Source organism: Flavobacterium cupriresistens (assembly GCF_020911925.1).
In the GTDB taxonomy this organism is placed as follows: domain Bacteria; phylum Bacteroidota; class Bacteroidia; order Flavobacteriales; family Flavobacteriaceae; genus Flavobacterium; species Flavobacterium cupriresistens.
In genome coordinates this window covers 2148830-2171533 of record NZ_CP087134.1, presented here as the reverse complement: position 1 = coordinate 2171533, position 22704 = coordinate 2148830, and the positions used below count along the sequence as shown (strand labels likewise).

Annotated in this window: 16 protein-coding genes and 1 tRNA gene; 11 read left to right on the top strand and 6 right to left on the bottom strand. The window is 35.3% G+C overall.

What is annotated here, in order from left to right; all coding sequences use genetic code 11:
- Window positions 1-232 precede the first annotated feature (232 nt).
- Window positions 233-1069 (bottom strand): hypothetical protein, encoded by an 837-nt coding sequence (locus LNP23_RS09600; protein ID WP_230004707.1) that lies wholly within the window; start codon window positions 1067-1069, stop codon window positions 233-235.
- A 418-nt stretch (window positions 1070-1487) separates the two neighbouring features.
- Here LNP23_RS09600 and LNP23_RS09595 point away from each other — a divergent pair, with 418 nt between their 5' ends.
- Entirely contained in the window at window positions 1488-3233 is a 1746-nt protein-coding gene (locus LNP23_RS09595) for an ABC transporter ATP-binding protein (RefSeq protein WP_047777981.1), read from the top strand.
- Window positions 3234-3642: 409 nt separating this feature from the next.
- On the opposite strand, the gene LNP23_RS09590 is transcribed toward LNP23_RS09595, so the two are convergent.
- Complete coding sequence (locus LNP23_RS09590) at window positions 3643-4020, bottom strand: GxxExxY protein (RefSeq protein WP_047777983.1); 378 nt, start codon at window positions 4018-4020, stop codon at window positions 3643-3645.
- Window positions 4021-4189: 169 nt separating this feature from the next.
- Window positions 4190-6838, bottom strand: coding sequence for an alanine--tRNA ligase (gene alaS / locus LNP23_RS09585; RefSeq protein ID WP_230004706.1), 2649 nt, complete (start codon window positions 6836-6838; stop codon window positions 4190-4192).
- Window positions 6839-7090: 252 nt separating this feature from the next.
- Between alaS and LNP23_RS09580 the strand changes: the two genes are divergently transcribed.
- The 8 genes from LNP23_RS09580 to LNP23_RS09545 all read left to right on the top strand — a co-directional run bounded on the left by LNP23_RS09580 (window position 7091) and on the right by LNP23_RS09545 (window position 14753).
- Window positions 7091-8068, top strand: a complete 978-nt coding sequence (locus LNP23_RS09580) for a M23 family metallopeptidase (RefSeq protein WP_230004705.1) — start codon at window positions 7091-7093, stop codon at window positions 8066-8068.
- Between the two features lie 48 nt (window positions 8069-8116).
- Complete coding sequence (locus tag LNP23_RS09575) at window positions 8117-8449, top strand: MerR family transcriptional regulator (RefSeq protein WP_047777988.1); 333 nt, start codon at window positions 8117-8119, stop codon at window positions 8447-8449.
- A gap of 41 nt (window positions 8450-8490) precedes the next feature.
- On the top strand, window positions 8491-9075 hold the full coding sequence (locus LNP23_RS09570) for a LemA family protein (protein WP_047777989.1): 585 nt from the start codon (window positions 8491-8493) through the stop codon (window positions 9073-9075).
- Between the two features lie 73 nt (window positions 9076-9148).
- Entirely contained in the window at window positions 9149-9586 is a 438-nt protein-coding gene (locus LNP23_RS09565) for a TPM domain-containing protein (RefSeq protein ID WP_230004704.1), read from the top strand.
- A gap of 3 nt (window positions 9587-9589) precedes the next feature.
- The gene (locus LNP23_RS09560; protein WP_047777992.1) at window positions 9590-10417 is read left to right on the top strand and encodes a TPM domain-containing protein; all 828 of its coding nucleotides are present in this window, start codon (window positions 9590-9592) and stop codon (window positions 10415-10417) included.
- A gap of 162 nt (window positions 10418-10579) precedes the next feature.
- Entirely contained in the window at window positions 10580-10993 is a 414-nt protein-coding gene (locus LNP23_RS09555) for an RrF2 family transcriptional regulator (protein ID WP_047777994.1), read from the top strand.
- Between the two features lie 248 nt (window positions 10994-11241).
- On the top strand, window positions 11242-13788 hold the full coding sequence (locus tag LNP23_RS09550) for a TonB-dependent receptor (RefSeq protein WP_230004703.1): 2547 nt from the start codon (window positions 11242-11244) through the stop codon (window positions 13786-13788).
- A 227-nt stretch (window positions 13789-14015) separates the two neighbouring features.
- The gene (locus LNP23_RS09545; protein WP_047777998.1) at window positions 14016-14753 is read left to right on the top strand and encodes a DUF2490 domain-containing protein; all 738 of its coding nucleotides are present in this window, start codon (window positions 14016-14018) and stop codon (window positions 14751-14753) included.
- A 3-nt stretch (window positions 14754-14756) separates the two neighbouring features.
- Here LNP23_RS09545 and LNP23_RS09540 read toward each other — a convergent pair whose 3' ends face one another.
- Window positions 14757-17519, bottom strand: a complete 2763-nt coding sequence (locus tag LNP23_RS09540) for an outer membrane beta-barrel protein (RefSeq protein WP_230004702.1) — start codon at window positions 17517-17519, stop codon at window positions 14757-14759.
- A 257-nt stretch (window positions 17520-17776) separates the two neighbouring features.
- Here LNP23_RS09540 and LNP23_RS09535 point away from each other — a divergent pair, with 257 nt between their 5' ends.
- A complete protein-coding gene (locus LNP23_RS09535; protein WP_230004701.1) occupies window positions 17777-19645 on the top strand; it encodes a transthyretin-like family protein in 1869 nt (622 codons plus the stop codon).
- Window positions 19646-19726: 81 nt separating this feature from the next.
- On the opposite strand, the gene der is transcribed toward LNP23_RS09535, so the two are convergent.
- Both der and era read right to left on the bottom strand, forming a co-directional pair.
- The gene (gene der / locus LNP23_RS09530; RefSeq protein WP_047778006.1) at window positions 19727-21034 is read right to left on the bottom strand and encodes a ribosome biogenesis GTPase Der; all 1308 of its coding nucleotides are present in this window, start codon (window positions 21032-21034) and stop codon (window positions 19727-19729) included.
- A 437-nt stretch (window positions 21035-21471) separates the two neighbouring features.
- The gene (gene era, locus LNP23_RS09525) at window positions 21472-22353 is read right to left on the bottom strand and encodes a GTPase Era (protein WP_047778007.1); all 882 of its coding nucleotides are present in this window, start codon (window positions 22351-22353) and stop codon (window positions 21472-21474) included.
- A gap of 149 nt (window positions 22354-22502) precedes the next feature.
- On the opposite strand from era, the gene LNP23_RS09520 reads away from it, so the two are divergent.
- A tRNA-Met gene (locus LNP23_RS09520) sits at window positions 22503-22575 on the top strand.
- Window positions 22576-22704: the final 129 nt, after the last annotated feature.

Below are 22704 nucleotides of genomic sequence, written 5' to 3'. Positions count from 1 at the left end.
TTTTACATTTGTTTTTTTAACTCTCTAAGAAACAAACTTGTACTAAATTATACCAATTACCATTCTTCTTAAAATTTGGATAAGTGTTTTATTCACCAACAGCTAAACCGAAATATATTCTTACTTTTAAGTTTCATACTCTGCTATTATTTTCAAAAAAAACAGCATTTTAGAACTAAAAAAAGCCAGACGCAAATACATCTGGCTACATTGTTTGATAAATCCTACTTTATTAATAAAAATAACGACTTATTATAGACGTCGATTCGTCATTACCCTCAAATTTCCCAAACGTTGGAAAATTATCCTTATTATAATTGTAAATAGTAGAATGCGTAAAAGTTGCATTTGAATTAGCTGTTGTTACTGTCATTTTTAACTCATTATTCTTTGAATAACCAAAGCCTGAGTAACCAAAACCTGAATATCCAAAAATCAAATTACCAACTAACAAATTAGCACCTGTAACATTTCTAAAAATACCATTCTTTCTATCGTATTCATAAACTTCAGATCTAGATCCCCATTTATCAGTAGTTTCTTTTCTTATAATATTGCCATTAGCATAGATCCACTTTCCATTTTCCAGAACGCTTTCTACTTTCGTCTCTCGATCAATATTAACTTTAACAAAAGAAACCGTCCCATCATCATTATGGGTACAGGTAGTTTTTGTTGCATAAATTATCACACCATTTTGATATCCTACTTTTACAAGCATGGTTTTCAATTTATCATTCACATAGGTTAATTCAGTTACCGTCAGATAATCCGTTCCGCTCATTTCTTCGCATTTAGTAATTAAATTTCCTGTATAATAATACTTTTTCGTATAATCATAATTTCGCCTGTTATCAAAAAATGAATCATTTGTTCCCACTTCCTTTACCAGCTTTTTACCTTCATAAGTATAATAAGTTGTCGAAATCTCGATTGTATTATCTCGGCCGGTACTCGTTACGACCTTTTTTTTCATTAAAACGTCTGAAGAATTTAAAGAGGAATCCTCCCCCGAGCAAGAGATTAACACTAACATTAAGGCACAAAAAAGAGATAGATTTTTCTTCATATTTAACAGATCAAAAGAGTAATAATAACTACAAATGTATTGCATACAAATTATTGTTTTGAACTAAAAACCGATCGTTTTTAAAAGAAAAAAAAACTAATCTTAGCTACCGAAATCTTAATAAGTATATTTTATCTTTTAACGCTCTAAAAAACAAACTTGTATAAATTACACCAATTGCATTCGTCTCCGAAATTCAAAAAAGAATTTTATCTCTGGCACAACAAATCTATAAAACAATTCTTACTTCATTAAATTCATGTCTTGTTACCCTCTTTTTTCAAAAAATAGAAATCTAAAATTCCACTATATGAAGCATATATAATTTTACAAAAAATTGGCTTTTTAATACTCAAAATTAAGATTAGCGAATCTATCAATTCACTACTTTTACACTTCTAAAATTTTAAATCTAACTATGAAATTACTCTATTCATACATAATCAAACATAAGTTACTGTTGTTTTTCGCCTTAATTATGGCCACAATAAACATCTGTTTTAGCTTATCAGACTCTATTATTACCGGTAAATTAATGCAGGATTGCGGGGTTGGACTGGCGAAATACAAAGGAAATGAAATTGGTTTTATAAAATCTTTGTCCTTCTGGTTAGCGCTTTCGCTGGGTGCTGCAATGATCTCAAGAATCACCAAAAACTTTCAGGATTACTTCACCAATATCGTTATTCAGAGAACAGGAGCTCAAATGTATACTGATGGTATTAAGAAATCACTCGATTTACCTTATGCCGAATTTGAAGACCAACGAAGTGGAGAAACTTTAAGTAAACTGACCAAAGTGCGTTCTGATTCTGAGAAATTAATTACACTTTCGATCTCTTTAATTTTTCAAACCATTATTGGGTTTGTATTCGTGATTTTGTATGTTTCCCGAATCGATTATCGTATTTCCATAATCTTTTTAGTTACGGCGCCAATTATTGCTTTGGTAAGTTCATATCTGGGAAAAAAGATCAAAATCGTCTCTAAGAAAATTGTAAATCAAACCAATGCTCTGGCAGGCTCTACAACTGAAAGTTTAAGAAACATCGAACTTGTAAAAAGTCTTGGACTAACCTATCAGGAAGAAAAACGTCTGAACTTGAACACTTTTAAAATCCTTCAACTTGAATTAGAAAAAGTCCGATTCATCAGAAGTTTAAGTTTCATACAAGGTACTACCGTTCATTTTTTAAGAACCTGTGTTGTTTTTACGTTGTACTATTTCTTGTTTGGAGGAAAAATTATTGTGGGTGATTTATTGACCATGGTCTTTTTTACATTCTTTATTTTTGGTCCGCTTCAAGAGTTGGGGAACTTTATCATTGCCCTAAACGAAACAAAAGTTTCCATGGAAAATTTCAGAGTGCTTTTAAATGCTCCGAAAGAATTCCGTCCAAAAACACCGAAGCATGTTGGAATCATTCAATCCTTGCTTTTTTCTAATGTTAGTTTCAAACATAAAACAGCCAAATTCAAGGCCGTAGAAAATATTAATTTCGAAATTAAACAAGGACAAACTGTCGCTTTCGTCGGGCCATCAGGCTCCGGAAAAACAACTTTGGTAAAACTATTGGTTGGATTATATACTCCGGAAGAAGGTCAGGTGCTTTACAATGATATTGATTCAACCGAAATTGATTTATTGGACTTAAGAAAACAGTTAGGTTTTGTAACGCAGGACGCGCAACTGTTTTCAGGAACAATTCGCGAGAATTTATTATTCGTGAAACCATCTGCAACAGACGAAGACTTATACGACGCCCTAAAAAGAGCCAGTTGTGAGAAACTGTTAAAACGTGCCGAAGATGGCTTAAACACCACAATTGGTGAAGGTGGAATTAAAGTTTCAGGCGGAGAGAAACAACGTTTATCGATTGCCCGAGCTATTTTAAGAAACCCTAATTTATTGATTTTTGATGAAGCTACTTCTGCTTTAGATTCTATAACAGAAGAAGAAATCAACGCAACAATCCGAAACATATCCGACAAAAACAGAATCACGGTTTTAATTGCACACCGTTTATCTACCGTAATGCATGCTGATAAAATATTTGTTTTAGAACAGGGTAAAATTATTGAGCAAGGTAAACATGAGGATTTAATTGTTGAAAAAGGGTTGTATTATGCTATGTGGCGTCAGCAAATTGGAGAGCGTAAATAGAATCTAAAAAATCTCGCAAAGTCGTGGAGTCGCAAAGTTTTTATTTTAAATACTTTACGGCTTTACTTTTTATTTGAATTTTAAAAAACAAAATCTAATTGTTGAAAAAGGGTTGTGTTATACTATATGGCGTCAGCAAATTGGAGAGCGTAAATAAAACCTAAAAAATCTCGCAAAGTCGCGGAGTCGCAAAGTTTTTATTTTAAATACTTTGCGGCTTTATTTTTTATTTGAATTTTAAAAAACAAAATCTAATTGTTGAAAAAGGGTTGTATTATACTATGTGGCGTCAGCAAATTGGGGAGCGTAAATAGAACCTAAAAAATCTCGCAAAGTCGCGGAGTCGCAAAGTTTTTATTTTAAATACTTTGCGGCTTTATTTTTTTCTAAACTCTCAATCTTAAAAAAACTAAAGATTTGAAACTACTCTTTTTATACCAAGTTTAATTATTGGAACATTAAAATTTACCAGTAATCCTAATTTCATTTTTGTAATTTTAAGATAAGTCAAAACTTGTTTCGCATGGATATCAGTAAGTCGTTCAATGGATTTAATTTCTAGAATCACTTTCTTTTCAACAATTAAATCAGCTCTAAAACCAATATCTAAATGTATTTGATCCCAAATAACCGGTAATACTTTTTGTCTCTCAACATTAAGTCCTTTTTTTGTCAATTCGTGATATAGAATAGCTTCATAAACAGACTCTAATAATCCTGGTCCAAGTTTTACGTGTATTTTATAACAAACATCTACAACAACTGCTGAAATTTCATTTTCTGTCATCTTGTCTTTTTACAAATATACAGAAAAAACTTACTTTTTAGTGTTGCAAATAAAAGAGCACTATTGAAATAATAGCTACTAAACAAAAATCTCGCAAAGTAGCAAAGACGCCAAGCTCTATAAAACTTTGCGACTCCGCGACTTCGCGAGATTCAAAAAAAAAAAAAACTTATTTTACAAACTCGATCGCCTTAGCTAAAGCCTCTTTAATCCCAGCTGTATTTTTACCTTTTCCGGATGCAAAGAAAGGTTGTCCTCCTCCATTTCCTTCAATATACTTTCCTAATTCTTTAATAACAGCATTTGCATTCAAGCCTTTACCTGCTACTAATTCTTTAGCTATATAACAGTGAATATTTGGCAAACCGTCTTCTGTTGAAGCTAAAAACACAAACGAATCTGCTTTTGAACTTCCTAAAGCTGAAGCTAGTTCTTTCGTAGAAGCCATGCTTAAATCTACTTGTTTAGCAAGGAAATGTACGCCGTTTACAACTTGAAAATCTTTCTCCAGTTCGGTTTTTAAAGCACCAACTTTTTCTTTAAGCAATTGCTCAATTTGTTTTTTCAGCTTAGCATTATCATCTTGCAAAGTAGCAACCGATTTTAAAATATCCTGTGGATTTTTAAGTGCTTCTTTTATCTCCGTTAACGTATTTTCCTGATTCTCATAGAAATTCTTCACAGCATCACCCGTAATCGCTTCAATACGACGAATTCCTGCTGCAACCGCTCCTTCAGAAATGATTTTGAAATGCCAGATCTCAGCAGTATTTTTCACGTGAATTCCTCCACATAACTCCTTACTGTCACCAAACTCAATCATGCGGACATTATCGCCATATTTCTCTCCAAACAAAGCCATTGCGCCTTTTGCCAAAGCTTCCTGAATCGGAATATTTCTGTGTTCAACTAATTGCAATTGCTCTTCTATCTGAGCATTTACACTTGCCTCAACCTGACGTAATTCAGCATCAGAAACTTTGCTGAAATGCGAGAAGTCAAAACGCAGATAATTTGGATTTACCAATGACCCTTTTTGCTCTACGTGCGTTCCTAAAATACTTCTCAAAGCCAAATGCATCAAATGCGTAGCCGAGTGATTTTTGGACGTTGACGTTCTTAAATCTGTATTTACTTTTGCTGTAAAACCAGCCTCAATATTCTCCGGCAATTGTTTTGCAAAATGCAAAATCAGATTGTTCTCTTTCTTGGTGTCGATGATTTCAATCGTTTCATTTGCAGAAACCAAGATCCCTTTATCGCCAACCTGTCCTCCTCCTTCCGGATAGAATGGAGTGTTGTCTAAAACGATTTGGTAAAGAATTCCATCTTTTTTAGAATCGACTTTACGGATTCTGGTAATTTTTACTTCATTCTCCGTTTGATCATAACCTACAAAAGTTTCTACATTTCCGGGAATTAAAACATTCCAGTCTTCCGTTGAAACTTCAGATGCTGCACGAGAACGCGCTTTTTGTTTTTGCAATTCACTTTCAAACTCCTCTTCGTTGTACGAATACCCTTTTTCTTTCAGAATTAAAGCCGTTAAATCTTTTGGGAATCCAAAAGTATCGTATAATTCAAAAACTTTAGCTCCCAAAACTTCTTTTCCGTTTGTTTCAGAAACTACTTTGTCTAACAATTGTAATCCTTGATCTAAGGTTCTAAGGAAAGAAGCCTCTTCCTCACGAATTACATTGGTAACCAATTGTTGTTGTGCTTTTATTTCAGGGAAAAATTCTCCCATCTGATTCGCTAAAACTTCAACCAATTTATTAATAAACGGCTCTTTTGTATTTAAGAACGTAAATCCGTAACGAATCGCACGACGCAAGATTCTGCGAATTACATAACCTGCTCCTGTGTTTGATGGCAATTGTCCGTCTGCAATAGCAAATGCAACTGCACGTACGTGATCTACAATTACACGAATCGCAATATTAGTTTTATTCTGTTCCTCACTCTCTTCGACTCCGCTCAGAGCGACATCATTCGGTGTATATTTTAAACCTGTGATTTGTTCTACCTTTTCAATAAGTGGCGTAAATACATCTGTATCGTAATTAGATGTTTTTCCTTGTAATGCCATACACAAACGCTCAAATCCCATTCCGGTATCTACGTGTTGCGCAGGAAGTTTCTCCAAAGAACCATCCGCTTTACGGTTGAATTCCATAAATACATTATTCCAGATTTCAACTACCTGTGGATGATCATTGTTTACAAGACTTTTTCCTGTAACCAATGCTTTTTCTTCTTCAGTACGTAAATCAACGTGAATTTCTGAACAAGGTCCACATGGTCCCTGATCCCCCATTTCCCAGAAATTATCCTTCTTGTTTCCAAGAATAATTCTGTCCTCATCGATTAACGTTTTCCAAATATCCCAAGCCTCCTGATCAAATGGCACATTGTCTTCCTTGCTTCCTTCAAATACAGAAACATAAAGATTTTCTTTTGGAATTTTATAAACTTCTGTCAATAAAGTCCAAGCCCAATTGATGGCTTCTTTTTTGAAATAATCTCCAAAAGACCAGTTCCCAAGCATTTCAAACATGGTATGATGGTAGGTATCAAAACCTACATCTTCAAGATCGTTGTGTTTTCCTGAAACACGAAGACATTTTTGCGTATCGGCTATTCTCGGACTTTTTGGCGTTCCATTCCCTAAAAAATACTCTTTAAACTGGGCCATTCCCGAGTTATTGAACATAAGGGTTGGGTCGTCTTTAAGTACAATTGGAGCAGATGGAACAATTAAGTGTCCGTTACTCTTAAAAAAGTCTAGGAATTGTTTACGTACGTCTTGTGATTTCATATTTTTATTAATGCGATATTTTGAAAATGTGTCAATTTGATACTGTGTCGATTAGATAATAAAACAATTAATAATGCTTCATTTAAAATTAAAAATTTACTATTCCAAACAATAAATTATCCAATTACCACATTATCTAATTATCTAATTGATTTCTTTAATTCTTGAAAAAAAGCGGGGAACAACTGAAACATTTATTAAATTTGTTCCACTAACTATTTTACAAGCTGCAAAAATAGGGTATTTTAAAATATGGCGAAAGTAAAATATTATTACGACTCAGAAAATCTGGCTTATACGAAAATAAAAACCAGAAAGAGAATCAAAATTGGTTATGCATTACTGTTTTTGCTGGCTTCAGCGCTGTTTGGATTTTTAATTTTTGTTCTTCTACTCAACACTCCATATTTCGAAACGCCAAAAGATCGCCTACAGGCACGTGAAATTGAAAACTTGAAGTTACATTATTCGATTTTGAATAAAAAAATGGATGAAATTAATGAGGTAACAGAAGCACTCGAAGACCGGGACAACAACATTTACAGAGTTTATTTTAATAAAGCGGAAATTCCGGATTCTATACGAAAATCAGGTTTTAGAGACCTCAATCGATACAAAGACTTAGAAGGATATAATAATTCGCAATTGGTATTGAATACCACCAAACGAATTGATAAACTTTCCAAACAACTGGCGATCCAATCCAAATCATTGGATGAAATTTTAAAATTGGCTAGTGCCAAAGGAAATTTGTTACTGGCAATTCCTGCCATTCAGCCAGTCCGAAATGAAAATTTGAAACGTATTGCTTCCGGTTTTGGATATCGAATCGATCCTTTCACGAAGGTGCGAAAAATGCATAACGGTATGGATTTCACCGCTAATACGGGCGCTCCCGTTTATGCAACAGGTGATGGAGTAATCGCCAGAGCTGACAATACGGCGTCAGGTTTTGGAAACCATGTAGTCATCAGGCACGGTTTTGGATATGAGAGTTTGTATGCACATTTAAGCAAATACAACTGCAGACCCGGACAACATGTTAAAAGAGGCGATATTATTGGATACGTTGGAAGCACCGGAAGATCAGAAGGACCACATTGTCATTATGAAGTTCATAAAGATGGTAAAGTCGTAAATCCTTTGAATTTTTATTACGGAAATATTTCAGCAGTAGAATATGTTGCTATTTCACACATGGCCAATCAGGAAAACCAGTCATTAGATTAATACTGTAAAAAGTAGTAAGTTTGAAGTACTAATAGAAAAATACAAATCATGCATATTGAACTTTCTAAAGATAAAAGATATTACAGCATTGGCGAAGTTGCCAAGGCTTTTAATGTCAATGCTTCTTTGATCCGTTTTTGGGATAGTGAATTCGATATTTTGAAACCCAAAAAGAATGCTAAAGGCAACAGAATGTTTACTCCGGATGATATTACCAATTTACAATTGATTTATCATTTGGTAAAAGAACGTGGTTTTACACTCGAAGGCGCCAAAATCCATTTGAAAGAAGGCCAAAAGAAAACATTAGATAAATTCGAAATAATACGTAAATTAGAGTCGATAAAAATACAATTAACAGAAATTAAGAACGAATTATAACAGCATTTTAAAACTAAACACAAATTTAAATCGAAACAAATATGAAAAAATGGTTAATCCCCGTAGGAATTATTGTAGTACTGGTTGCTATTATAGCTTTTTGGTCAATTGGAATTAAAAACACCGGATTAAAATACAGCCAGGCTGTTAATAAAGAGTGGGGAAATGTGAATACTGCCTACCAAAGAAGAAATGACCTGATCGGAAACTTAGTAAACACGGTAAAAGGTGCAGCTGATTTCGAAAAATCGACTTTGACAGCGGTTATCGAAGCGCGTGCAAAAGCAACCTCAGTAACTATTGACCCAAGTAATGTTACTCCGGAGCAATTGTCTCAATTCAACCAAGCACAAAGTGGCGTGTCTTCTTCTTTATCAAGATTATTGGTTTCTGTTGAACAATATCCAACCTTAAAAGCAAATGAAAATTTCCTAAAATTACAAGATGAGTTAGCCAGTACTGAAAACCAAATTTTAACAGCAAGAACTCGTTTTAACGAATCAGTTCAGGAATACAATGGTTATATTTTATCTATTCCGAACAAATGGTTTTTAGGTGAATACAAAGAAAAACCATACTTCCAAGCTGTTGCAGGTGCTGAAAAACCAGTTGAAGTAAAATTCTAAAAAAGACCCAATATTTTGATTATTGATTTAATTAAAATCTAAAATCAACAATCTAAACTCTAAAATAACTCAAATGTCAAAAGTAGAAGATTTTTTATCCAAAAAAGAAGAACAAGAAATTGTTGAAGCTATTGGTATGGCTGAAAATAATACTTCGGGCGAAATTAGAGTACATATAGAACAAACTACTTCTAAAGTCCATTTTGACAGGGCTTTAGAAGTTTTTCACGAATTAAAAATGGATGAAACACAACTTAAAAATGGTGTTTTATTCTACTTTGCCGTGGCAGATAAAAATTTTGTCATTTGCGGAGATAAAGGTATAAATGACCTTGTATCATCAGACTTTTGGGATTCGACCAGAAACATTATGGTCACTCAATTTAAATCCGGAAACTTCAAACAAGGTATTGTCGATGGCATTTTAAGCGCCGGAGAACAATTAAAAAAATATTTTCCACGATTGGCTGAGGATACTAACGAATTATCAAACGAAATCTCAAAAGGATAAACAATGAATATTTCCAAAAATAAAACTTCAAATTCTAAAGGAATCTTTCATTTATCCTTTCTGTTAATCGCTTTTTTTACCGTTAATTGTGTCTTTGCTCAATTTACTATTCCGGAAAAGCCAAGTTTTCAAACGTCTGTTTACGATTACGCAAACGTTCTGAGTGCAACTGAAAAAACACAGTTAGAACAAAAGCTCATTCGTTATTCAGATTCTACCACTACTCAAATTGTAGTGATTACCATAGAAAGTTTGCAAAATGAAGATGTTAGTCAGCTCGCTACAAAATGGGGACAAACATGGGGAATTGGCGGAACAGCAAAAGACGACAATGGGGTTATTATTTTATTAGCCAAAAAAGAGAAAAAAATTGCCATTAATCCAGGTTATGGTTTAGAAGATCGTCTGACTGCCGGAATTGGTGGTGAAATTATCAGAAATATTATTATTCCCGAATTTAAAGCAGGTAGTTACTACAACGGACTTGACAAAGGAACTGACGCTTTATTTGATGTTTTTAAAGGAAAATACAAAGGTGAACGCAAGCAACAATCAAAAGGAAAAAATTTTCCTATCCTCCCTTTTATTGTTATTGTTGTAATTGTATTATTTTTGATCTCCAGAAACAAAAGAGGTGGCGGAGGAAATTCAGGCAATAACGGTGGAGGACCTAGCCTTATGGACGTTATTATTCTGAGCAGCTTAGGTCGCAGTAGCGGAGGAGGCGGTTTCGGAGGCTTCGGTGGTGGATCATCAGGCGGAGGAGGCGGTTTCGGCGGTGGATTTGGAGGCGGAGGTTTCTCCGGTGGAGGATCTAGCGGAGGATGGTAGAATTTTGGTCGCGGGTTCTAGTCGCAGGAACTGGAGTCGGTTTGAAGTTTCAAGTTTCAAGTTTCAAGTTTCAGGTTTCAGGTTTCAGGTTTCAGGTTTTTTGAAAAGATATTTTAGGTTACATTTTACAAGTCACATTTCACAATTTATAATTCAATTTAAATGTTATCACATAAAGCAAAATACGCCCTTAAGGCCTTACTTTATTTAGCAGAACAAGACGAAAATCACATTTCTAAAACAATAGAAATTGCTGATGGAGCGAACATTCCTAAAAAGTTTTTAGAACAGATTTTATTGGATCTGAAACGAGGACGTTTTGTGAGCAGTAAGCAGGGGAAATTTGGTGGATATTATTTGATAAAATCTAAAAACGATATTACTTTGGCCGAAATTCACCGTTTATTTGACGGTGCAATTGCACTTTTACCTTGTGCTTCATTAAACTTTTACGAACCTTGTTCTGATTGTAAAACAGAGTCAGAATGCAGCTTACATCATGGTTTAGTCCTTATTCGAGACAAAACTTTGAAAGCTATGGAAGGGATCACTATCGCTTCACTGGTGAAGAAATAAAAAAATATTTTTTAAATTCGACTATTTTTATAGAATTTATATATATTTGCAGAAAAAATTAGCAAACCAGTCCAAAATTAAAACCTTATGAAAGTACATTCGAATCGATCAGGTGGATCAAAAAGTTTTTTGCAAAAAAATAGAAATAGTCAATTCACTACTGTGAAAAACAATTCTTTTTGTATGTGTATGTGTTGGTAAAAAAAATTTAATTTAAATTCTACTAATCACATATAATTAATATAAAAATGAAAACTACTATAAAAAATATACTTACAATACTATCCTTTTTAACTTTCTCCATCTCTTTCGCACAAAATATAGAAGGTGTGGTAACAACAGATGAAAACATACCTTTACCAGCCGCTAATGTGGTCATAAAAGGAACTACTTTTAATACTACTACCGATGCCAATGGAAAATTCAGCATAGACACTCAGGGAAGACTTCCTTTGACGTTATTAGTTCAATACGTTGGCTATACAACTGCTGAATTTGCTATCACAACTTTACCAAGCTCTCCGCTATTGGTAACATTAAACGAAGAAAACAAACTTATAGAAGTTGTTGTATCTTCCAGACGTCGTATCGAAAAAGTACAAGATGTACCGATTGCTATTTCGGTAATTACCGGTAAACAAGCAGAGCAAACAGGCGCTTTTAATGTCAATCGTATCAAAGAGCTTGTTCCTTCTGTACAACTCTATTCTTCAAACCCAAGAAATACAGGAATCAACATCAGGAGTTTAGGTTCTCCTTTTGGTCTGACTAATGATGGAATTGATCCGGGAGTTGGTTTTTATGTTGACGGTGTTTATTACGCCCGTCCGGCAGCCACTACTCTGGATTTTATCGATGTAGAACAAATCGAAGTATTACGCGGACCACAGGGATCATTGTTTGGAAAGAATACCACTTCGGGAGCTTTTAACATTACGACCCGCAAACCAAGTTTTACTTCGGGTGCAGACTTTGAAGTTAGTTACGGGAATTTTGCCTTTTTACAGGCCAAAGCATCTATAACAGGAGCTTTAAGTCAAAAAATAGCCGGTCGTTTGTCTTTTTCAGGTACACAACGTGACGGTTTAATCGATAATGTTGCCACTGGAAGAGCTACAAATACCTTAAACAACCAAGGAATTAGAGGTCAATTATTGTATACTCCGACAGCAAATACAAATATTACCCTTGCGGCAGATATTACAACACAGCGTCCTGACGGATATGCGCAAGTTGTAGCGGGTGTTGCCCCTACTCAAAGAGCTCCATACCGCCAATTTAATGCTATTATTGCCGATTTAAACTATCAGCTTCCAAGTCAGAATGCATTTGATCGTAGAATAGATCATGATACACCGTGGCGTTCCGGACAAGACTTAGGTGGTGTATCGCTTAATGTTGATACCAAAATCGGAGGAGGAACACTTACTTCTACAACAGCTTGGCGTTTCTGGAACTGGGATCCGTCAAACGACAGGGATTTTACAGGATTACAAGTACTTGCTAAATCACAAAATCCGACCAGACAAACACAATTCACACAAGAAATACGTTATGCAGGACAACTTAGCTCGAAATTGAGCGGTGTTGTAGGGGTATTTTTTATTGATCAAACTTCAAAAACCAATGGTACTGAGGAATCCGGAAATGCACAATGGAGATTCTCACAAAGCTCAACAAGTCCGTTATGGAAAACTCCGGGTCTTTTTGAAGGATACGGAATCAAAACAGATGCCCGCATAAGATCCTCCAGTGCAGCTGTTTTTGGACAATTAGACTGGGCTGTAACCGAAAAATTGCATGTATTACCAGGTTTACGTTACAACTTTGACAAAAAAGATGCTGATTATACCCGTACTACTTACGGAGGACTTCAGACTACCGATCCTGCATTGCTTGCTTTGAAAAAACAAGTTTACAGCGATCAAGCCTTCACATCAAATACAGATGATACTGATTTCTCCGGAAATATAACAGTTTCTTATAAAGCTACTGACAAAATCAATGCTTATGCTACATTCGCAAAAAGCTACAAACCGGTTGGAGTGAATGTTGCCGGACTTCCGACAAATTCAGCTGGTCAACCCTTACTTAATCTTGCAGTAATTAAACCGGAAGAGGTAAATCATTATGAAGTTGGTGTAAAAACTTCTCCATTTAAAAATTCGATTTTTAACGTGACTTTCTTTAATACTGATATCAGAAATTTCCAGACCAATGTTCAGGCTGCTGAATTGGGGGTAAACAGAGGTTATCTTGCCAATGCGGATAAAGTTCGTGTAAGAGGTGTAGAATTGGACGCCAGTTTTGTAGTAAATCAAAACTTAACGATTAACGGAGCGGCTACGTATACTGATGGTAAATATGTTAAGTTTACCAATGCACCACTTCCATTAGAGGAAACGGGAGCTCCGGTTGCTTATAAAGATGTGTCTGGAACTGATCTGCCGGGCGCATCCAGATGGGCAGGATCTTTAGGAGGGGAACTTTCCGACAATGCAAAATTCTTCGGAAATGCCGGTAAAGTGTTTCTAGCCTTAGATTCTTACGCTCGTTCTGAATTTTCATCAAGTCCTTCTGCTTCGAAATACTTAGTGGTACAAGGTTATGCTATTTTTAATGCTCGATTAGGTTTCCGCGCTACTGATGGTCTATCGGTACATTTCTGGGGACGTAATCTTTTAAACAAGGATTATTATGAGCAATTATTACCTGCAGGAGGAAATACCGGACAATATGCTGGTGTTTTGGGCGACCAGAGAACGTACGGAATCACTTTAAAATATTCTTTATAAAGTGACCCTGCTGTAACGCGTTGCTTTTTTTTAACACATAGAAACATAGATTTAGATGGAATAGATACCAAAACGAGGCCCGCTTTAAGTAGCAGGTCTCGTTTTTTTATTAAAAAAGTTGTTGAAAATCACAAAATTACTTTCAAAGCAAATTTAAAAAACGATCTCAAATTCTATAAATTCGCTCTGATTTATATATATTCGCAGCCTGAATTTATACAGCTTAGATGAAAATCCTCCGAATAGTACTCTTTTTAAGCCTCACAAGTCCCTTTTTGCAGGCTCAGAAAAAAACGGATCAACAAACCCTGACCTGGATTCGGTACTATAATATCTTTCCTTTAACTGAAAAATGGTCCATTCATACGGAACTGGACAATCGAAGTTTTGTCAATCCCATTCATGAGAATCTTTTTGTTGTCCGTGTACAGGGACGTTACAGAGCCAATAAAACAATCGATTTAGGCGGTGGATTTGCCTATTTTAATGTCAATACACAAGATCCGCGTATTGACCCTAATTTTTCGGTTCCGGAATACAGAGGCCAGCAGGATATTACTTTAATCAATGATATAGCGAAAATCACTTTCCACAATCGCTTTCAGATTGAGGAACGTTTTATGCAGAAAGCCAGCAGAACAGAATTACTGGATGACTTTTCTTTTTCGTGGCGATTCAGATACAGACTGCAATCTACTTTTACACTTTGGGAAAAAGACAAACGCAATCTGAAAGGGACTATTTCAGACGAAATTTTACTCAATTACGGAAAAGACAATAAGAGAAATACGTTCGATCAAAATCGAATTTACGCTGCCTTACGTTATCACTTCAACCCTAACATCGGATTAGAATTGGGTTATATGAAAAGCTTTCAGAGACGTGCCAGTGGTGTCGATTTTTACGATCGGGATATTATTCGATTTACGGTTTATCATAAGATTAACCGCAAAACTAAAGCTTAATAGTTACATTTCTCTTTCTCTTCGCCCGCCTCTTTTTTCTTTAGCAGCAAAATTCCCAATTTTATAAGCTACAGAAAACATTAAATATCGTTTTAAAACGGTATTCTCCTCGTCGCGAATTGAGGTTGCCGAAATAGTTCTTGTAGCACTTTGATTTTGATTTAAAACATCGTACACTTTTACTTTCAGGTACATTTTTTTATCGAAAAAACCATAGGACAAACTGGTATTCCAAAGGAAAAAATCTTTTTTGAAATCGTCTGAAATATTAGAATTATAGGTATATCCAAAGTCATTTCCAAAAATCAAATTGGCTGGCCAGTATGTGGTGGTCTGCAAATTAATTTTGTGAATTACATTTGAAGTGGCTTCTCTCGAATAGTTCTTATATTTTGTTTCATTATAAGACAAATCATAAGATGGCGCTATGGTAAGCACATCTCCATATTCATAACTTAAATATACTTTTGGTGTAACTCCAATTGATCTTGCTTCATACATCACTGCATTTGTAAATCCTTTATCAAAAGAATAACTCGAGTTTAATGCTAACCCATATCGTAGCACACTGGCATCCTTTTTCACAGATTGATTCCAATTTGCGCCAACAGAAGTCGTGTACGTTCCTGAAATGTTTGCATAAGTAGTGTTTCGTTTACCACTGTCATCGTAAATCGAAGTAGTAACCACATCATTGTTATAATAATCTGTTTTGGCAAACACACTATACCCCGAACGGGTACGGAAATCAAAATTCCTGAAATTAATGCTCACACTGTTTTTCTCTATCGGATTCAGATTCGGATTTCCAATAATACTATTCAATGGATTGGACAGGTCTATAACCGGTAATAATTGCGTTGCCGTTGGAAGCGCGTTGGAATAATCGTATCTAAAAGTCAGATTTTTAGAACGACTAAATTTATATCTAAGCTGCAAATTCCCAAAAGGCAATACATATTTTTTGTTTAAATCGGTCGCTTTGTTTACATATAAGGAATGGTTGTCATAATCGATAATAGAAGTTTGAGAATTCAAATTAAGAGTAAATTTTCTCTTTTGCCAGGTGATTCCAAACTTAGGACTAATACTGTTCTGACGTGAAGAAATATAATTGGTTAAAGACAAATCTAAGTCGGAATACGAATCGGTACTTGCATTATAATTGAACGTATTTTTATCGTTTACGGTCTTTTCCCAATCAAAATCGGAACCAAATCTGATTCTTAAGGAGTCCGTTATCGGCTCTGTGTACTCCAAATCAACCGTGTAAGAATCCGTCGTAACATTGTTCTTGCTATTCTGGTTTCGTTCGTCATTGGGTTTGCCGCCCTGATAAAAAATGGTTTCGGAACGGTTTAAAACATTCCCGTCACTCCTTGTATTATTATTGTTAAAAACCACACTGAAATTTCGCGCTTCTTTTTCGAAGGTTTTATTAAAATTGATACCGTTTGAAAAATTAGTGTTCTCATTTTTACTATTAGATTCTGAACTACTTTGATTTAAAGCCTGCCCATTTTCATCCTCAGAAAAACTGGTCGAATTCGAACTATTGTCCGATTGGGTTAGATTTAATTTCGGCGCAACAACAAGCCGCATCGTAGGACTGATTTTGTATTCCAATTCGAAATTGGCTTTGTTTCCCGTGTTTTCATTTCTTGTAGTAGCGTCAGACGCTGTCAGAATATTTCCTTTTGGCAAAAAACTAATCTGATTGGCTTTACTGTTGTTCGTAGTATTGGAGTTCGAGAAATTATAACTTCCCATTGCTGCTAATTCTTCAGACCAATCATCGGAATAGTTTATACCGGCGAGATTAGATTGGGTGATTCCTTTACTGGTACTGGCGGAACTGTTGTTGGCGTTTCTTCCGTTACTGTTTCTTCCTCCACCCATATTATCAAATACATCATCCATCGAGAATCCGGTCGAATTAATATTATTCGAAGAAGCCAAAACACTTATTTTCTGTTTATTATTGAAAAAATTCATCATCAGACTACTTTCATAGCGCTCATCAGAACCGTATCCTCCTAGTATTTTCCCAAAGTAACCTTTGTTTTTTTTCTCATCAATTGTCAAATTAATACTCGAATAATCCGAAGTAGATTCTTGTTTTGACAATTCTTCTTTTTTGGTTTTAAAATCCGAAACCTGAACTTTTTTTATGATTTCTGCGGGTAAATTTTTCAAAGCAATTGCGCCGTCTTTATCAAAAAAGGTTTTTCCGTTAACCAAAAACTGCGTTACTTCTCTCCCGTTGACGGTAACTTTCCCATCGTTATTTACATCAAAACCGGGTAATTGTTTTAGTAAAGTTTCAACATTCGAATCCGGGCGGACTTTAAAAGAATTCGCATTAAACTCCAATGTATCTTTTTTAATGGTAATTGGAGGTGCTTCACTTTTCACTACCACATTATTAAGCGCATTGACACTTTCAAGCAGGTATATTTTTCCGAAGTCTTTGCTTTCCGTAAGTCCTTTATGTTCCTCTAAATAAGTTTGATATCCAATATAATTCACCTTTAAAAAAACAGGCTTATCATATTTCTTAATGTTCAGGCTAAAAAAACCATTTTTATCGGTTGTAGTATATTCAATTACTGTAGAATCTCTAACGGTCGTAAAATAAACCGTCGCTAATTCCAAAGGCAACTGCGTATTGATGTCAATAACAGTTCCTTTCACAACAATATCATTCTGTGCATTAGCCGTATAACAGCAAAGCAAGAGCAAAACAAAAGAATATAATTTAATCATAAGGCTTTTAATTATAACAATAAGACTCTAAAAAGACCAAAAGGTTTAGTTGCAATTGGGTACGTTTTTATTTCAAAACACAAAAAAGGGGAAATATGCCCCTGCAAAAACAGTCTTTCTCCTGACTTCTTTTACATCTAAATACAAAACCTTTGTTATCTGTAATTAAAGAAAATAAGGAGAATTCAGAAAATCCTGAAAAGAGCAGGACAGAAAAGTCAAAACTGATTAGAGTAAGCAATTTAAAACGCATTATCATGAAAAATATTTTTAAAGGTTCCTTAAGAGGATTTATATGTGAAGACTGTCTGGAGTCTATCTCTGACGTTGAAATTTTACTGTATCATCCGTACAGAAAAGAAACTGTTGCCGCTAATGCAAATCTAAAAGAAACATTCCGTTTTGTTTCTAAAGAAGAGGTAAAACAAAGAGAGCAATTACTTATCACCAGAAAAAAAACAGATGAGAATGGGAATTTTGAAATTGAATTGGACGAAAGATTTGTAGTTGGTGATTACGATATTGATTTTGTATGCGGAACTGTACCGTTCAAATTTCCAAAACCAAAAAGAGATGAAATCATACAATTTCACCTTACTTCTATTTCAATGCAGTCTGAACTTGAAAAACAGGAAAAAGATCAAAATTACAGATGGAGGTATACTATAGCACATAAATGGTGGTGTTATATAAGAGGTCACTTTTTTGATGCCTGGACGATTTGTGGGCATTTGATGAACTGTGAAACAAATACGCCAATTGCCAACGCAGAAGTAATCGCAATGGATGCTGATCTTCTTACTGATGATACCTTAGGAACCGCAACAACAGATTCTCACGGACACTTTAGAATTGATTATTCTTCGGCCGACTTTAAAAAGACTTTTTTATCGCCGTGGTTCAACATAGAAACAGACCCCTCTTTTCTTTCTTTCAAAAGTGGTCCCGATGTTTATTTTAAAGCTGAACTGGGAGGCACAAAATTAGTTAAAGAGACCAAAGTCAATGCACGCAAAAATGTCGGATACTGTTTGTGTGTGACTTTATGTTCTGAAGTAAAGGTAACAGATCCCGGAGTTTCTTTCCCAAGTGCATGGGCAGGAATTGGATCTCAGTTCACTGCTTCTTACGGATTAGGTCCCAACGCCTTTGACGCTGAAGGTTTTGCAGGTTTAGGTAAACATGTGCTACACAAAACCATAAGAATGACAGGGCAAGCGGCTTTAAGATCGCCACTCGGAAACCCAATAGAATATCGCTTCAGAGTTAGTGAAGTAACAGCTCTAAATAACACCCCCCCTTTAGATAAAGACAACTTCAATATAATTGTAGGCAAAACTGACAATAGCTTATTTGTTCCTAGTACGGTTTCTAAACTGTCCCGAAAAGTTCCTGTTTTTTACCTTGATGATATTTTTGTAGACAGCGCTCAAAGTGATTTTGATCCGGAAGGCTGGTTTGATGTCAACCATGCTATTGAACGAACTTTGATTGCCAATGGTTTAACCCTAGCAGATTTAGATTTATATAATGTCATTGAAGAAGATACACTTATTTCTATCAATACAGCAGAATTAACCAATGCACCGAATGTACCGGACCTCTTTAGTGCCGGACAACCAATTCCTGCAGCAAACGATATTCTGATCGAGAAATTTGCTATTCGTTTTGAAATCAGAGAGGTGATTGATAAAGCTGCAAATAGTTTTGGAATAATTGGAGGCGATGGAAAAACGCTTAATTCTATTGTCATGAACAACAATCCGATCTATAGAAAATTGGCTATTAAAGAGCTTGAAGAAAGTACACTTTGCAGTCCAATAAAAGGTACAATAAATGCCAAATACACGCTTTATCACCCGTATTTAGCTTCCGGTAGCTTGCATTTAAATAATAACAGTTATACTATAAACAGGTACATTTCTGATGGGGTAATAGACTCTGCATTACTAAAACGAATAAAAGACAATTCGCCACTCAACGCTCCACCGAATAATAACCTGACACGTTGTACCTATACGCTGAAACTGGCTTCTTCGACCAGAAAACATAATGGGGATGTTGACGACTCTGACGGAAGTCCAGCATTAGAACAACTTTTCTTCTATGATGAAAACCAACCGTAAAATATGCTTTTGCATTAAACTAAAAAAGCAACCTTTCAAAGTTTGAAAGGTTGCTTTTTTATCTTGTTTAAAAAGAAAATTTTATTTCTCTCTAATATAAATATCAATCGGCACTCCTGCGAAATCCCAATTTTCTCTAATCTTATTTTCAAGATATCTCTTGTATGGTTCTTTAACGTATTGTGGCATGTTAGCAAAGAACACAAACTGAGGTGTTAAAGTTGGTAACTGCATACAATATTTAATTTTCACATACTTTCCTTTTGTTGCCGGTGGTGGATAAGCTTCTATCACTTTCAACATATATTCGTTGAATTTTGACGTTGCAATTCTTTGCTTTCTGTTTTCGAAAACCTGAACTGTAGCTTCCAATGCTTTCAATAAACGTTGTTTCGTCAAAGCCGAAACGAACAAAATTGGCACATCTGTAAAAGGCATTAATTCTTTTTTGATTTTCTCTTCGTAATCTCTCGTAGACATAGTATCTTTTTCTACTAAGTCCCATTTGTTTACCAAGATTACAACCCCTTTACGGTTTTTCTCAGCCAACCAGAAAATACTCTGATCCTGACCTTCAAATCCACGGGTGGCATCGATAACCAATATACAAATATCTGCATGCTCGATCGCACGAACCGAACGCATTACAGAATAAAATTCTAAATCTTCTTTAACTTTCGCTTTACGACGGATTCCCGCGGTATCTACCAAGTTGAATTCAAAACCAAAACGGTCAAATTTAGTATCAATCGCATCACGGGTTGTTCCTGCAATATCGGTTACGATATAACGATCCTGACCAATTAAAGCGTTAATAAAACTAGATTTACCAGCATTTGGACGTCCTACAACAGCAAAACGTGGTAACTCTTCGGTAACTTCAACTACTGGTTTCTCCGGAAATGCATCAATTAAAGCATCTAACAAATCTCCGGTTCCGCTTCCTGAAATACTGGCGAAAGTGAAATAATCTCCTAAACCAAGATTATAAAACTCAATCGCATCTTTCTCACGCATAGCGTTATCAACCTTATTTACAGCCAATAAAACAGGCTTAGTTACTTTACGCAACAATTTAGCCACCGTTTCATCCATTGGTGTAATACCTTCCTCAACATCAACTACAAAAATAATAACATCAGCTTCATCGATAGCAAGCTCTACTTGTTTACGGATTTCACCTTCAAATACGTCATCACTTCCGCGAACGTATCCACCGGTATCAATTACAGAAAACTCTTTTCCGTTCCACTCGCTTTTACCGTAGTTTCTATCTCTGGTAACTCCAGAAACCGAATCTACAATAGCTTCTCTTCTTTGTATCAGCCTATTAAAAAGGGTTGATTTCCCTACATTAGGTCTTCCTACTATCGCAACAATGTTATTCATCTTTTTTTATTTTAGATCCCGGACTTTAGATTTTAGACTCCGGTTTCCCAAAATCACAACTCTTATAAATCCAAAATACTGTATTTTAATTTTTTGCAAAGGTAGTTAAAAAAGTGGCTAAGTCACTATCTAACTTTTTTGCTGTGGTTTTTGTTGTTTTTTTAGTTTCAGGTTTCAAGTTTCAAGTTTCAGGTTTCAGGTTTCACGTTAACGTTCCAAAACGTGAAACCTGAAACTTGAAACTAAAAAAAACAAAATAATTTATTCTCTCAGGAGCTGATTCCTGCTATCCGTTTCAATCTTTTGTTCGCTAAAGAAGCTCGCAAAAGGATTTCCACTGCTATCAGGGCTAGTCCAAAATACAAGAAATTCTCATTTCACATTTCAAACCTCAAACCTGAAACTTGAAACTTGAAACCTGAAACAAAAAAAACTCCTTACTGATTATACCCAAATCGTTTCAACATATTCGCATTACTTCTCCAGTTTTTATTCACCTTAACATAAAGTTCAATGTGAATTTGTTTTCCGAAGAATTTCTCTAAATCGATACGGGAATCCATACCTACTTTTTTAAGAGCTGCTCCTTTATGTCCAATGATAATTCCTTTTTGTGTTTCGCGTTCCACCATAATTACCGAACGAATTCTGATGATTTTTTCATCTTCAAAAAATTCTTCTGTCACAATTTCAACTGCGTATGGAATCTCTTTACTGTAATTCAATAAGATTTTCTCACGGATGGTTTCGTTTACAAAGAAACGTTCCGGTTTGTCTGTCAATTGATCTTTTGGATAATAAGCAGGTGATTCCGGAAGCAACTCAATAATTCTCGAGAAAACTTCAGGCACATTGAAATTCTGCAATGCCGAAATTGGGAAAATCTCCGCGTTTGGCACTTTTGCTGTCCAAAATGCTACTTGCTCCTCTAATTGTTCCTGATTTGAATTGTCAATTTTATTCAACAATAATAAAACCGGAATTTTAGCGTGAATGATTTTATTAAAGAAAGCTTCGTCTTTTAAGTCCTGCTCCCCTATTTCAACCATATAAACCAGAATGTCTGCATCTTCAAAAGCTGACTTCACGAAGTTCATCATCGATTCCTGCATTTCATAAGCCGGCTTGATGATCCCTGGAGTATCCGATAATATAAGTTGAAAATCCTCACCATTTACGATTCCAAGAATACGATGGCGTGTTGTTTGTGCTTTTGATGTAATGATCGATAATCTTTCTCCAACAAAGGCATTCATCAATGTTGATTTTCCAACGTTTGGATTCCCGATGATGTTTACAAAACCTGCTTTATGTGACATTTGTGTATTATTTAATTTTATTCCGTACGGTTCGACCCAAAGGTCTTGGGTGCAAAGGTAGTCATATCAACTCAATACAGAAAATAAAACATTTTTTTAAGTTTTCGTTGGATTTCTCAAAAATCAGCGTATCTTTGCACCCGAAACAACGCGGGATAGAGCAGTAGGCAGCTCGTCGGGCTCATAACCCGAAGGTCACAGGTTCGAGTCCTGTTCCCGCTACTAAGACAAAGCTTCAGAGAAATCTGAGGCTTTTTTGTTTTTGCCATACTCATAGGGGAAATTCCAATATTTTTAAATTCCAAATTCCAACTTTTTGCAAACTCTTTTCTTATTCAATAACAAAAACTT

What these genes read in the sequence shown, in the direction of transcription:
- LNP23_RS09600 (WP_230004707.1), bottom strand. Translation starts at nt 1,069, where the DNA reads ATGAAGAAAAATCTATCTCTTTTTTGTGCCTTAATGTTAGTGTTAATC.
- LNP23_RS09595 (WP_047777981.1), top strand. Translation starts at nt 1,488, where the DNA reads ATGAAATTACTCTATTCATACATAATCAAACATAAGTTACTGTTGTTT.
- LNP23_RS09590 (WP_047777983.1), bottom strand. Translation starts at nt 4,020, where the DNA reads ATGACAGAAAATGAAATTTCAGCAGTTGTTGTAGATGTTTGTTATAAA.
- alaS (WP_230004706.1), bottom strand. Translation starts at nt 6,838, where the DNA reads ATGAAATCACAAGACGTACGTAAACAATTCCTAGACTTTTTTAAGAGT.
- LNP23_RS09580 (WP_230004705.1), top strand. Translation starts at nt 7,091, where the DNA reads ATGGCGAAAGTAAAATATTATTACGACTCAGAAAATCTGGCTTATACG.
- LNP23_RS09575 (WP_047777988.1), top strand. Translation starts at nt 8,117, where the DNA reads ATGCATATTGAACTTTCTAAAGATAAAAGATATTACAGCATTGGCGAA.
- LNP23_RS09570 (WP_047777989.1), top strand. Translation starts at nt 8,491, where the DNA reads ATGAAAAAATGGTTAATCCCCGTAGGAATTATTGTAGTACTGGTTGCT.
- LNP23_RS09565 (WP_230004704.1), top strand. Translation starts at nt 9,149, where the DNA reads ATGTCAAAAGTAGAAGATTTTTTATCCAAAAAAGAAGAACAAGAAATT.
- LNP23_RS09560 (WP_047777992.1), top strand. Translation starts at nt 9,590, where the DNA reads ATGAATATTTCCAAAAATAAAACTTCAAATTCTAAAGGAATCTTTCAT.
- LNP23_RS09555 (WP_047777994.1), top strand. Translation starts at nt 10,580, where the DNA reads ATGTTATCACATAAAGCAAAATACGCCCTTAAGGCCTTACTTTATTTA.
- LNP23_RS09550 (WP_230004703.1), top strand. Translation starts at nt 11,242, where the DNA reads ATGAAAACTACTATAAAAAATATACTTACAATACTATCCTTTTTAACT.
- LNP23_RS09545 (WP_047777998.1), top strand. Translation starts at nt 14,016, where the DNA reads ATGAAAATCCTCCGAATAGTACTCTTTTTAAGCCTCACAAGTCCCTTT.
- LNP23_RS09540 (WP_230004702.1), bottom strand. Translation starts at nt 17,519, where the DNA reads ATGATTAAATTATATTCTTTTGTTTTGCTCTTGCTTTGCTGTTATACG.
- LNP23_RS09535 (WP_230004701.1), top strand. Translation starts at nt 17,777, where the DNA reads ATGAAAAATATTTTTAAAGGTTCCTTAAGAGGATTTATATGTGAAGAC.
- der (WP_047778006.1), bottom strand. Translation starts at nt 21,034, where the DNA reads ATGAATAACATTGTTGCGATAGTAGGAAGACCTAATGTAGGGAAATCA.
- era (WP_047778007.1), bottom strand. Translation starts at nt 22,353, where the DNA reads ATGTCACATAAAGCAGGTTTTGTAAACATCATCGGGAATCCAAACGTT.